13 protein-coding genes are annotated in these 12,568 nt (G+C 70.4%); 12 read left to right on the plus strand and 1 reads right to left on the minus strand.

All coding sequences use genetic code 11. The annotated features are described in order from the left end of the window. Positions 1-158: 158 nt before the first annotated feature. The 6 genes from OG746_RS19525 to OG746_RS19550 all read left to right on the plus strand — a co-directional run bounded on the left by OG746_RS19525 (position 159) and on the right by OG746_RS19550 (position 6,462). Positions 159-1,289, plus strand: coding sequence for an LLM class flavin-dependent oxidoreductase (locus tag OG746_RS19525; RefSeq protein ID WP_266719083.1), 1,131 nt, complete (start codon positions 159-161; stop codon positions 1,287-1,289). Positions 1,290-1,409: 120 nt separating this feature from the next. Beyond that, on the plus strand, positions 1,410-2,432 hold the full coding sequence (gene lipP1 / locus OG746_RS19530; RefSeq protein WP_266716187.1) for a LipP1 family hormone-sensitive lipase: 1,023 nt from the start codon (positions 1,410-1,412) through the stop codon (positions 2,430-2,432). 81 nt (positions 2,433-2,513) lie between these two features. Continuing rightward, entirely contained in the window at positions 2,514-3,923 is a 1,410-nt protein-coding gene (locus OG746_RS19535) for a DUF6421 family protein (RefSeq protein WP_266716189.1), read from the plus strand. 32 nt (positions 3,924-3,955) lie between these two features. After that, positions 3,956-4,717: an SDR family NAD(P)-dependent oxidoreductase gene (locus OG746_RS19540; protein WP_266716191.1), complete on the plus strand. Its 762-nt coding sequence runs from the start codon at positions 3,956-3,958 to the stop codon at positions 4,715-4,717. After that, positions 4,714-5,784 carry a threonine aldolase family protein gene (locus OG746_RS19545; protein ID WP_266716193.1) on the plus strand — a complete coding sequence of 357 codons (1,071 nt, stop codon included), beginning with the start codon at positions 4,714-4,716 and terminating at the stop codon, positions 5,782-5,784. Before OG746_RS19540 ends, OG746_RS19545 begins: the two co-directional genes overlap by 4 nt. Positions 5,785-5,862: 78 nt before the next feature. After that, positions 5,863-6,462, plus strand: a complete 600-nt coding sequence (locus OG746_RS19550) for a transglutaminase domain-containing protein (RefSeq protein ID WP_266716195.1) — start codon at positions 5,863-5,865, stop codon at positions 6,460-6,462. A 22-nt stretch (positions 6,463-6,484) separates the two neighbouring features. Here OG746_RS19550 and OG746_RS19555 read toward each other — a convergent pair whose 3' ends face one another. After that, positions 6,485-7,213 carry a lysophospholipid acyltransferase family protein gene (locus OG746_RS19555; protein ID WP_266716197.1) on the minus strand — a complete coding sequence of 243 codons (729 nt, stop codon included), beginning with the start codon at positions 7,211-7,213 and terminating at the stop codon, positions 6,485-6,487. 186 nt (positions 7,214-7,399) lie between these two features. Between OG746_RS19555 and OG746_RS19560 the strand changes: the two genes are divergently transcribed. From OG746_RS19560 to OG746_RS19585, 6 genes are all read left to right on the plus strand, one after another. Beyond that, positions 7,400-7,720 carry a TlpA family protein disulfide reductase gene (locus OG746_RS19560; protein ID WP_266716199.1) on the plus strand — a complete coding sequence of 107 codons (321 nt, stop codon included), beginning with the start codon at positions 7,400-7,402 and terminating at the stop codon, positions 7,718-7,720. Positions 7,721-7,956: 236 nt separating this feature from the next. Further along, positions 7,957-8,463 (plus strand): flavin reductase family protein, encoded by a 507-nt coding sequence (locus OG746_RS19565; protein ID WP_266716201.1) that lies wholly within the window; start codon positions 7,957-7,959, stop codon positions 8,461-8,463. A 259-nt stretch (positions 8,464-8,722) separates the two neighbouring features. Continuing rightward, on the plus strand, positions 8,723-9,511 hold the full coding sequence (locus OG746_RS19570; protein ID WP_266716203.1) for an electron transfer flavoprotein subunit beta/FixA family protein: 789 nt from the start codon (positions 8,723-8,725) through the stop codon (positions 9,509-9,511). 59 nt (positions 9,512-9,570) lie between these two features. Then, a complete protein-coding gene (locus OG746_RS19575) occupies positions 9,571-10,533 on the plus strand; it encodes an electron transfer flavoprotein subunit alpha/FixB family protein (protein ID WP_266716205.1) in 963 nt (320 codons plus the stop codon). A 169-nt stretch (positions 10,534-10,702) separates the two neighbouring features. Further along, on the plus strand, positions 10,703-12,001 hold the full coding sequence (locus tag OG746_RS19580; RefSeq protein ID WP_266719084.1) for a DUF6986 family protein: 1,299 nt from the start codon (positions 10,703-10,705) through the stop codon (positions 11,999-12,001). An 88-nt stretch (positions 12,002-12,089) separates the two neighbouring features. Beyond that, positions 12,090-12,563, plus strand: coding sequence for an NUDIX hydrolase (locus OG746_RS19585; RefSeq protein ID WP_266716207.1), 474 nt, complete (start codon positions 12,090-12,092; stop codon positions 12,561-12,563). Positions 12,564-12,568: the final 5 nt, after the last annotated feature.

Genomic DNA, 12,568 nt, shown 5'->3' on the forward strand with positions numbered 1-12,568 from the left:
GGGAAGCGTAGGGCGTGCCAGCACCGCCCGTGCGGAGCGTCGTGCCCCTTCCTTTCTCTGACGGGTCGTCATATAGCTATTAGTCATATGGAGCACATGGAGTGCATGGAGCACGCCGCATCCACGGCATCGACAGCACCGACCGCTCGGGAGGCACCGTGAAGTTCAGCGTCATCTTCGAGGCCCAGCTCGCCGACCCCACCGTCGAACGCGAGCACCAACTGCTGCGCGACAGCGTCGAACAGGCCGTGTTCGCCGAGGAGATGGGCTTCGACCGGATCTGGGCGGTCGAGCACCACTCCCTCAAGTGGTACGCCCACATGTCCGCGCCGGAGATCTTCCTGACCTGGGTCGCGGCGCGCACCTCCCGCATCCGCGTCGGGCACGGCGTGGTGTGCATGCCGTTCAACTTCAACCACCCCGCGCGCGTGGCCGAACGTGCCGCGATGCTCGACCTGTTGTCCGGTGGCCGGCTCGACCTCGGCGCGGGGCGCGGCGGCACCACGCAGGAGACGTCGCTGTGCGGGGTCGACAAGGAGCGGACCACGCAGGAGGTCGAGGAGGCGCTGCGGATCATCGGGAAGGCGTGGGAGAAGGACGAGCTGGAGCACCACGGCCCGCTCCTCGACATCGACCCGCACCCGATCCTGCCCCGCCCCGCACAGACCCCGCATCCGCCGCTGTTCCTCGCGTGCAGTCGTACGGAGACGCTGCGCCAGGCCGCCGAACTCGGCGTCGGCGCCCTGGTGATGGGCTTCGCGGGCCCGGAGGCGATCGCCGACATGCGCGGCGCCTACGACGCGGCGGTCGCGGCCCGCACCCCCGAGCGCCTCGTCTCCTCGGTCGTCAACGACCACTTCTCCGTGCTCTGTCCGACGATCGTGCTCGACGACCGGGAGACGGCCCGCAGCATCGGCATCCGCGGCCAGCGCTTCTTCGCGCAGTCCATCGGGCACTGGTACGGCGGCGCGGGCATCCCCGACGAGGCCGTCGTGGAGGGCGCGGACGAGGCGGAGGAGATGCGCAGGGCCGCCGAGCAGGTGGTCGCCCGGCTCCACGAGCACCACATCCCCGTCCGCCCCACCGCCACGGCCACCTTCAACGCCGACCACGCGTACGGCACCGCCGACGACGCCATCGCCTACGTCGAGCGCCTCCGTGACGCGGGCGCCGACGAGATCATGTGCCTGATCCAGATGGGCACGGTGCCGCAGGAGGCGTGCATGGAGACGCTGCGGCAGTGGGGCGAGAAGGTGATCCCGCACTTCCGTGGGGAAGTCGGTGAGTGACGCCCGCCGCTGGGCAGGGATCCGTCCGCCACCCCGCACCGCAATCACCGTCACAGCCGCTACCCCGCACCGCCGCCAGCCCGCACCGTCACAGCCGTCACACCGACCCAGGAGCCGCCCATGACCCCCGACCCGGTCGACCGCCTCGCCCCCGAGGCGCGGCCCCTCGTCGATGCCATCGCCGCCGCGTTCCCCGACCTCGGGGGAGCCGTCACCGATGCCGTCGAGGCCCGCAGGATCCTCGCCGCCGCACCCGAGTCGCCGTTCCCCGCGCCCGTGGTGGGGGCCGTCGAGGACCGGGAGATACCCGGGCCGCCTGGTGCGCCCGCGATACCCGTGCGCGTGTACCTGCCGGAACCGGACGCGGAGCCGGAGCAGGACGCTGCGCCGGGATCCCGCCCCGTCGTCGTCTTCTTCCACGGCGGCGGCTGGGTCATCTGCGACCTCGACAGCCACGACCACACCGCCCGCGCCCTGTGCAGGGACGCGGGCGCCGTCGTCGTATCGGTCGACTACCGGCTCGCGCCCGAGGCCCCGTTCCCCGCCGCCGTCGAGGACGCGTACGCCGCCGTGTGCTGGGTCGCCGACCATGCGCCCGAACTGGGGGCCGATCCAGGGGCGTTGACCGTGGCGGGCGACAGTGCGGGCGGAAATCTCGCCGCGGTCGTCGCGCAGATCGCGCGCGACGAGGGCGGCCCCGACATCGCGCGCCAGGTCCTCGTCTACCCGGCCACCGACGCCCGCCAGAAGTCCGGCTCCTTTGACGCCAACGCCGAGGGCTACTTCCTCACCGCCGCCCACTGCGGCTGGTTCCGCGAGCAGTACCTGGGCGCGGACGGGGACCCCGCCGACCCCCGCGTATCGCCGCTCCTCGCGCAGGACCTCGCCGGGCTGCCCGCCGCGCACATCGTCACCGCCGGCTGCGACCCGCTGTGCGACGAGGGCCGGGCGTACGGCAAGGCGCTGCGGGACGCGGGCGTCGCGGTCACGGAGAGCCATTTCCCGCAGATGTTCCACGGCTTCTTCGGGTTCCCCGAACTCCTCGAGGACTCCCGGCAGGCCTTGGCCGGCGCGGCAGAGGTGATTGCGGTTACCGCCCGTCACAGGAAAAACAGCGGTGATCAAGGGGGTAACGCAGGATAATTTCCCGAGACCCCCCTTGTGGTCGGGAACCTCGCGTGCATACGGTGTTCTTACGCGAGGTTCTCCCGTGGAGGTTGGGACATGACGGAAATTCTTGTGCAGGCTGGCGCGGAGGGGGCGGATTCTCCGGTCCAGGTGGTCGGACCCAGGGTGGTGGATCACCCGGCCTGGCCCTTGCTCAAGGACGCCGTGGAGGAGTTCAGGCCCCTGCAGAGCAAGGACGGGTCGATCGACTTCGAGGCCGAAGGCGCCCCGGCGAAGGCCGACGCCGAGCGGATCGTGGGCCGTGTCATGGCCGCGGTCGAGGAGCTCGCCCCGCTGCTGCCGCACGACGCGGCGTACCACGAGGCGCTCGTGCGCGACCTGCGCCGCTGGGCGGAGGGCGGCTTCGCGGTCCCGGACTTCCTGGACTCGCTGCTCGCCTTCCAGCCCGCCGCGCAGCGCCGGGACGGCCTCCAGCACCTCGTGGTCTTCCCGATGTACACGCAGAACGGGAACCCGGACCGCAACCTGGAAGCCGTCGTGCTGCGCATGGTCTGGCCGGAATGGCTCGCCGAGCTGGAGGCGACCCGATACGACAACCCGCTGTTCTGCGGCATCACCTTCGAGGACTTCACCTCCGGGTACGACACGAACTCGGCGGTGCTCTTCCCGGAGACGATCGCCGTGCGCGAGGCGCCCGAGCGCTTCTCCTGGGGCGGCATCTTCTGCGACCGCGAGGCGGCCCGCTTCCGCCGCGTCACCGAGGCCGCCGTCGACATCCTGGGCGTCGAACTGCCCGCGGACATCGAGGCGATGGTCGCCGACCAGGACCGCTGCCAGCAGGCGTTCGTGCTGTGGGACATGGTCCACGACCGCACGCACAGCCACGGCGACCTGCCCTTCGACCCGTTCATGATCAAGCAGCGCCAGCCGTTCTGGATGTACGGCCTCGAAGAGCTGCGCTGCGACCTCACCGCCTTCAAGGAGGCCGTGAAGCTGGAGGCCGACGGCGTCCCGCAGGCGCGCGACGTGCAGTACGCCGTGCTCTTCGACCGGATGTTCCGCTTCCCGGTCACCGGCGACCGCGTCAAGAACTACGACGGTCTCGGTGGTCAGCTGCTCTTCGCGTACCTGCACAAGCACGACGTGGTGCGCTGGACGGACAACAAGCTGCACATCGACTGGCAGCGCGCCCCCGAGGTGACCAACCAGCTGTGCGGCGAGATCGAGAAGCTGTACCGCGACGGCATCGACCGCCCGAAGCTGGTGCACTGGTTCGCCGCGTACGACCTGGTGTCCACGTATCTGTCCCCGCACCCGGGATCCGCCTGGGCGAAGGGTCCCGACGCCCTGGACACGTCCCTGCCGCCGCGCAAACTCGTGGACGAGGTGCTTCCCGACGAGTTTCCGCTCAGCATGTTTTATGAGGCCCTCTCCAAGAAGCTGAAGACCGTGATCGCTTCTACGAAGGGGATCACCGCGGAGCGTGCCGAGAAGGTGGCCGCGTGAGCCACGGCGAACAGCAGCAGGAGGCGACTGTCATGACCGACACCCATGGGACCAGGGACACGCTGGACGGTGCGGTGATCGCGGTGGCCGGAGCGGCCGGACCGGCCGGCAAGGTCACCCTCAAGCGGCTCGCGGAGGCGGGCGCCACCGTCATCGGGGCCGACGCGGACGCCGAGCGCCTGGTGGCGGCCGTCGACGAGGCGCGCTACGCGCACGGCGGCGCCACCGTCATCGGCGACAACGTCGACCTGCTCGACCTGCACGCCACCCGTGACTGGGCGGGACGCATCGAGAAGGACTTCGGCCGCGTGGACGGCCTCGTGCACCTGGTGGGCGGCTGGCGCGGCGGCGCGACCTTCGCCGACACCGACCTCGCCGACTGGGACCTGCTCGAAAAGCTCCTGATCCGCACGGTGCAGCACACGTCCCTCGCGTTCTACGAGGGCCTGTCCCGCAGCGACCGCGGCCGCTACCTGCTGATCAGCGCCGCGGGCGCCTCCAAGCCGACCGCGGGCAACGCCGCGTACGCCGCGTCCAAGGCCGCCGCCGAGGCGTGGACGCTCGCGCTCGGTGACTCCTTCCGCAAGGCGGGGGGCGAGGCCGGGCCGCAGCAGGCGGCTGCGATCCTGGTGGTCAAGGCGCTGGTGCACGACGCGATGCGCGCCGAACGCCCCAACGCGAAGTTCGCGGGCTTCACGGACGTCACGGAGCTGGCCGAGGCCATCACCGGCGTCTGGGAGCGGCCCGCCGCCGAACTGAACGGGACCCGTCTGTGGCTGACCGAGAAGCCGTGAACCCTCCGAAGACCGATGCCCACCGGCATCACGACCCCAGCACGCAGGGGTTCGCCAGCGACAACTACGCGGGAGGCCATCCCGAGGTGATGGCGGCGCTCGCCCTCGCCAACGGCGGGCACCAGGTCGCGTACGGCGGGGACGAGTACACGGACCATCTCCAGACGATCATCCGCAGCCACTTCGGCCCGACCGCCGAGGCGTTCCCGGTGTTCAACGGCACGGGCGCCAACGTCGTCGCGCTCCAGGCGGTCACCGACCGCTGGGGCGCGGTGATCTGCGCCGAGTCCGCGCACATCCACGTGGACGAGGGCGGCGCCCCCGAGCGGATGGGCGGCCTGAAGCTGCTCACCGTGCCGACCCCGGACGGCAAGCTCACCCCCGAGCTGATCGACCAGCAGGCCTACGGCTGGGACGACGAGCACCGGGCGATGCCGCAGGTCGTCTCGATCACGCAGTCCACCGAACTGGGCACGCTCTACACGCCGGACGAGATCCGCGCGATCTGCGAGCACGCCCACGAGCGCGGCATGACGGTGCACCTCGACGGCTCCCGGATATCCAACGCCGCGGCGTCCCTCGACGTCCCCATGCGGACGTTCACGAACACGGTCGGCGTCGACATCCTGTCGCTCGGCGGCACCAAGAACGGCGCACTGTTCGGCGAGGCGGTCGTCGTCCTCAATCAGGACCGCGTGCGCCACATGAAGCACCTGCGCAAGCTGTCCATGCAGCTGCACTCCAAGATGCGCTTCATCTCGGTGCAGTTGGAGGCGCTGTTCGCCAAGGACCTGTGGCTGCGCAACGCCCGGCACGCGAACGAGATGGCCCAGCGCCTCGCCGAGGGCGCCCGCGCCGTCGACGGCGTCGAGATCCTCTACCCGGTGCAGGCCAACGGCGTGTTCGCCCGCCTCCCGCACGACGTCTCCGAGCGCCTGATGAAGAAGTACCGCTTCTACTTCTGGGACGAGGCGGCCGGCGACGTGCGCTGGATGTGCGCCTTCGACACGCGCGAGGAGGACATCGACTCCTTCGTGGCGGCCCTCAAGGAGGAGATGGCTCGCTAGCCACCGAATCCGCATAGGTATGCGGTCGACCGTAAATCTATTGACGAACGGTCGGCCGCATTCCTATGCTCGCGTGCCATGCAGCTGATCCAGCAGAACCCCGACCTGTCCGCGTACTTGGCGGCCGACGACGTCATCGACCATCATCATCCGCTCGTACGGGAGACGGCGGCGCGCCTCGCGCGCGGCGTCGACGATTCATATGCATACGCTCACGCCGCCTACGAATTCGTACGGGACACCGTTCCGCACTCCGCCGACAGCGGGGACCCGCGCGTCACCTGGCGGGCGTCGGACGTCCTGGAGAAGGGCACCGGAATCTGCCACGCGAAGGCGCACGCGCTGGCGGCGCTGCTGCGCGCCGAGGACATCCCGACCGCGCTCTGCTACCAGCGGCTGTCACACGACGCGGGGACGGGCTGGTGCGTGCACGGCCTCGTGGCCGTACGGCTGCGCGGTGCGTGGCACCGGCAGGACTGCCGGGGGAACAAGCCGGGCGTGGACGCGCAATTCTCCCTGGGCGGGGAGCGGTTGGCGTGGATACCCGACCCGAAGGCCGGGGAGGCGGACTATCCGGCGCTCCACGACGCGCCGCACCCGGCGGTGCTCGACGCGCTGCGCGGAGCGCCGGACCGTCCGTATCTGTGGGAGCACCTTCCGGACGCGCTCCCGGGGTGACTCAGGACCCTTCAGAAGGGTCCTAGCCGGCCTCGGCGGCCTTGACCTCTTCCGGGGTCGGGGCGGTGCCGCCCAGGTGCGCCGGCATCCACCACGTGTCGTCGGGTCCCTTGGGGCGCACCGGGTAGGCGCGCTGCGCGGCCTCGAGCAGCTCCTGCATGCGCGTGCGCAGACGGCGCGTGATCGCTCCCGCGTACTGGTCGCTCGGTGCCTCCATGGCCTCACCGACGCGGACCGTGATCGGGATGTGCTGCCGCTTGAAGTTCTTCGGACGGCCCTTGGTCCACAGTCGCTGCGTGCCCCAGAGCGCCATCGGGATCAGCGGAACGCCGGCCTCCTGGGCCAGGCGCACGGCGCCCGTCTTGAAGCTCTTGAGTGTGAACGACTCGGAGATCGTCGCCTCGGGGAAGACGCCGATGATCTCGCCGGATCGCAGCGAGTGCAGCGCGTGCTGGTAGGCGTGCTCACCTTGGGCGCGGTCCACCGGGATGTGCTTCATGCCGCGCATCAGCGGGCCGGAGATCTTGTGCCGGAATACCGACTCCTTGGCCATGAAGCGGACGAGACGCTTCTGCGGCAGGGCCGCCAGGCCGTCGAAGATGAAGTCCAGGTAGCTGATGTGGTTGCTGACCAGGACTGCGCCGCCGGTACGCGGAATGTTCTCCGAGCCCTTGAGGTCGATCTTCAGGTCGAGCGCCTTGAACATCGTGCGGGCGGCGCCGATGACCGGAGGGTAGACGAGCTCTGCCATGGAGGGGGTTGGCCCTTCAGTAAGTTACGCGGCCGTAGGTTTTCCGGCTTGCGCAGATCGTGCCCCATCAACGGCCGGGTGGCCAGTCCTGGTTCCAGCACCGTACGAGATCCTTGTCACGTGCGGGGAATACGGGAACGTCCGGAAATCGCTGCACAGAAAGCAGCGGAATGGAGGAGGAGCAGAGTGGCGGTCGATGAACAGACGTGGGACGCCGCGCAGTTGGGCGAGGAGCTGGGGGAGCGGGCGACGCTCGTCCAGTTCTCCAGCGCGTTCTGCGCCCCCTGCAGGGCCACCCGCCGGGTCCTCGACGAGGTCGTCGCGATGGTGCCCGGCGTCTCCCACGTGGAGATCGACGCGGAGGAACGCCTCGACCTCGTACGCGACGTGGGCGTCCTCAAGACCCCGACCGTGCTCGTCCTGGACGCGCGCGGCCGCGAGGTGCGCCGGGCGGCGGGACAGCCGCGCAAGGTGGACGTCATCGCGGCGCTGGGCGAAGCGGTCTGACGTGCCGATGGTCGCCGCGCGTGAGGGGCGGTGGGCGCCGCGTGACGCATCTCCCAGATGACGGAACGCACTTGACTGCACGCGCCACGTATCGTCAGGGTGACCGTATGCCTTCGGAACTCCTTCTCGTCGAGCGGGTCCATGTCGACCTGGCTCGCTGTTCGAGCGCCCGCTGTCCGCGTGTCTGACGCAGCCACGGACCCTCGCTCGAACCCTCCTGCCAGAAGGACAACTCCATGACGGCCACGCCCGACCTGCGCACCGCCCAGGCAGCGACCCCCGACCTGTTCCGCTCCGTCTTCCGACAGCACGCGGCAGGCGTCGCGGTGGTCACCGCGCCCGGTGCGGCCCCCGTCGGCTTCACCGCCACCTCTCTCACCTCGGTCTCCGCGAGGCCTCCCGTCGTCTCGTTCGGCATCGGCCTCGGCTCGTCGAGCTGGCCGACCGTCGCCGAGGCCGAGCACGTCGGCGTGCACATACTCGGCGAGCACCAGGCCGATCTCGCCGCGACGTTCGCGAAGAGCGGCGCCGACCGCTTCGGCGGGCCCACCCGATGGTTCGAGGGGCCCCAGGGCGTGCCGATCCTCGACGGCGTGCTCGCCTGGCTCGTCTGCAAGGTCATCGCGCGGGTGCCCGCGGGGGACCACCAGATCGTGCTCGCGGAGGCGCTCTGCGGCGACCCTGCGGGCGCCGGTCGTCCGCTGCTGTACCACCAGGGCCGCTTCAACGGGCTGCGCGACTGAAAGTTCCTGTGCGGCGCGGTTACACAGCGTTGGCAAGGTCACAGTTCAAAGCGCTTGCTTAGTGGGCGTAAGCTGGGTGTACTGGCGAGTAACCTTTTGTTCGGAGCGCGGGCCGCCCCGACCGGAAGAGTCCGCACAAGGCGCATATGCTGCCTGCGAGAAGGCGTTTTCAGCCGCAGCAGTACAGCAAAGGCGTGGCCAGTACAGCTGGTAGCAAGACAGCCGCCCAGATAAAGACGATTGCAGTAGGAGAGCCGGCGTGAGCTTGAGGATCGTTGTCACCGTGAAGTACGTGCCGGACGCCACGGGCGACCGGGGTTTCGCCGATGACCTGACCTTGGACCGTGACGATGTCGACGGTCTGCTCTCGGAACTCGACGAGTACGCGGTGGAGCAGGCGCTGCAGATCTCGGAGAACTCCGACGACGACGTGGAGATCACCGTCCTGACCGTGGGTCCCGAGGACGCCAAGGACGCGCTGCGCAAGGCGCTGTCGATGGGCGCGGACAAGGCGATCCACGTCGAGGACGACGACCTGCACGGCACGGACGCGATCGGCACCTCGCTGGTGCTGGCGAAGGCGATCGAGAAGGCCGGCTACGACCTGGTCGTCTCCGGCATGGCCTCCACCGACGGCACCGCGGGCATCGTCCCGGCGCTGGTCGCCGAGCGTCTCGGTGTGCCGCAGGTGACGCTCCTGTCCGAGGTCGCCGTGGCCGACGGCAAGGTGACGGGCCGCCGCGACGGTGACACCGCCTCCGAGCAGCTCGAGGCGTCCCTTCCGGCCGTGGTGTCGGTGACGGACCAGTCCGGTGAGGCGCGTTACCCCTCGTTCAAGGGGATCATGGCGGCGAAGAAGAAGCCGGTCGAGGCGTGGGACCTGTCCGACCTGGACATCGAGGCCGAGGAAGTCGGCCTGGAGGGTGCCTGGACGAAGGTCGCGTCCGCCGATGAGCGTCCGGCGCGCACCGCGGGCACGATCGTCAAGGACGAGGGCGAGGGCGGCAAGCAGCTCGCCGAGTTCCTCGCGGGCCAGAAGTTCATCTGAGCTTCAGCCGTCCAGTTAAGTCGCCCAAGTTCTTTGTGATTGCAGGAGATTGAAGTCCCATGGCTGAAGTTCTGGTCTTTGTCGACCACGTGGACGGTGCCGTCCGCAAGCCCACCCTGGAGCTGCTGACGCTGGCCCGCCGCATCGGCGACCCGGTCGCCGTCGCCCTCGGCAACGGTGCCGCCGACACGCAGGCCGCGCTCGCCGAGCACGGCGCCGTCAAGGTGCTCACCCACGAGGCCGCCGAGTACGCCGACTACCTGGTCGTGCCGAAGGTGGACGCGCTGCAGGCCGCCTACGACGCGGTCTCCCCGGCCGCGGTGCTGGTGCCGTCCTCCGCGGAGGGCAAGGAGATCGCCGCGCGTCTGGCGCTGCGTATCGGGTCCGGCATCATCACCGACGCCGTCGACCTGGAGGCCGGCGACGGCGGTCCGGTGGCGACGCAGTCGGTGTTCGCCGCCTCGTACACCACCAAGTCGACCATCTCGAAGGGCACGCCGGTCATCACCGTCAAGCCCAACTCCGCCGCCGTCGAGCCGGCCGCGGCCGCCGGCGCCGTCGAGGCCCTGAACGTGTCGTTCTCGGAGCAGGCCACGGGCACGAAGGTGACCTCGCGCACCGCGCGTGAGTCCACGGGCCGTCCGGACCTGACGGAGGCCGCGATCGTGGTCTCCGGTGGCCGTGGTGTCAACGGTGCCGAGAACTTCTCGGTCATCGAGGCGCTCGCCGACTCCCTCGGCGCGGCCGTGGGTGCCTCGCGCGCCGCGGTGGACGCGGGCTGGTACCCGCACTCCAACCAGGTCGGCCAGACCGGCAAGAGTGTCTCGCCGCAGCTGTACATCGCCTCCGGCATTTCCGGTGCGATCCAGCACCGCGCCGGCATGCAGACCTCGAAGACGATCGTCGCCATCAACAAGGACGCCGAGGCCCCGATCTTCGACCTCGTCGACTACGGCGTCGTCGGCGACCTCTTCGACGTCGTCCCCGCCCTGACCGAAGAGGTCAAGACCCGCAAGGGCTGAGACAGTTCCGACGTCGACGGGGCCGCGTGGTGATCACACCGCGCGGCCCCGTCCGCGTGACGGGACGACGAAAAAGACCCATTGACGCCGATCACGCCGACGGTTAACTTCGCTATACGGATTGTTGATTCCGTGAAGTGGAAACATCGAGCATATGGAGAGTGCACGAATGGGTCAGCAGGAGAAGGTGTCGACGAGCCTCGCGGGCGCGGTCAGCGAGAGCATCAGCGCCTCACTCGCCCCGGTCGACGCGGAGCTCGCCCGCCGCTACCCGGGAGACCCCGGCACCCGTCAGCCCGTCCACACGGTGTACGTCCCCGGTGACGCCTTCGACGCCGAGACCATCCGCACCTGGGGCGACAAGGCGCTCGCGCAGCTCGACGAGCACGCCCGGGACGCCGCCTCCTTCGCCGCCGTCCTCGGCCTGAGCGAGGAGCTCGCCGAGCCGGTCTACAGCCGCGTACGCGCGAAGCTGGAGCACGAGCCGGTGGAGGACCTGCGGGTCGACTTCGAGGACGGCTACCGGCCCGCCTCCGACGCCGACGAGGACGAGACCGCCGCGCGCGCCGCCCGCGTCATCGCCGAGGCGTACGCGAACGGCACGGCCGCCCCGTACATGGGTATCCGCATGAAGTGCATGGAGGAGGCGGTCCGCGACCGCGCCATCCGCACCCTCGACATCTTCCTCACCGGCCTCATGGAGCACGGCGGCCTGCCCGAGGGCCTCGTGCTCACCCTGCCCAAGGTGACGTACCCGGAGCAGGTCACCGCCATGGTGCGGATCCTGGAGGCGTTCGAGAAGCAGCACGGTCTCGAGGCCGGCCGGATCGGCTTCGAGATTCAGATCGAGACCAGCCAGTCCATCCTCGGCGGCGACGGCACCGCCACGGTGGCCCGCATGATCGAGGCGGCGGAGGGTCGCGCGACCGGCCTGCACTACGGCACCTTCGACTACAGCGCCTGCCTCGGCGTCTCCGCCGCGTACCAGGCCAGCGACCACCCGGCCGCCGACTACGCGAAGGCGGTCATGCAGGTCGCCGCCGCCGGAACCGGGGTCCGCGTCTCGGACGGCTCGACGAACGTGCTGCCCGTCGGCTCCACCGCCAAGGTGCACGACGCCTGGCGCCTGCACTTCGGCCTCACCCGGCGCGCCCTCGCCCGCGCCTACTACCAGGGCTGGGACATGCACCCGGGCCACATCCCGACGCGCTACGCCGCCGTCTTCGCCTTCTACCGCGAGGGCTTCGAGGCCGCCGCCGCGCGCCTGTCGGCCTACGCCAACCAGGCCGAGGGCGACATCGCCGACGAGCCCGCCACCGCGAAGGCCCTCGCCGGCTACCTGCTGCGCGGCCTCGACTGCGGCGCGCTCGACGTCGCCGAGGTCGCCCGCCGCTCCGGCCTCACCCGCGCCGACCTGGAGGGCTACTCGGCCCCGCGCCGCGGCGACCTGACGGCCACGGCGGAGTAGGACACACAGTTCGTCGCTGCCCTTCCCCGGGGACGGCCGGGGGAGGGCAGCGGTGCGTTCGGCACCCGCGCGCGCCTAGTCTCCCGGGATGGATCTACGGCTGGCGGCCTACGCCGTGTGCATCGAGGACGGGCGGGTGCTGCTGGCGCACGCCGTCAAGCCCGACGGAAAGCGGACCTGGACGCTGCCCGGCGGGCGCGTCGAGGGCGCGGAGGACCCCGTGGACGCGGTGGTCCGCGAGGTCGCCGAGGAGACCGGCCTGACGGGCGAGGTCGAACGGCTGCTGGGCGTGGACTCGCGGGTCGTGCCCGCGGCGGAGCGCCGCGTGCCCGGATCACCTCCGCTGCACAACGTCGGCGTCTTCTACGCGGTCCGGATCACCGGCGGAACGCTGCGGCCCGAACCCAACGGGGACACGGCCGAGTCGCTCTGGACACCGCTCGCCGACGTCGCGGCCCTCGCCCGCTCCTCGCTGCTCGACATCGGTCTCGCCCTGGCGCTGACCACTCCGGCGACCGGCCACGTCGCGCCGGTGCCGGTGGGCGGTCTGATCGAGCACTAGGCCCT

The organism is Streptomyces sp. NBC_01016 (assembly GCF_026341035.1).
In the GTDB taxonomy this organism is placed as follows: domain Bacteria; phylum Actinomycetota; class Actinomycetes; order Streptomycetales; family Streptomycetaceae; genus Streptomyces.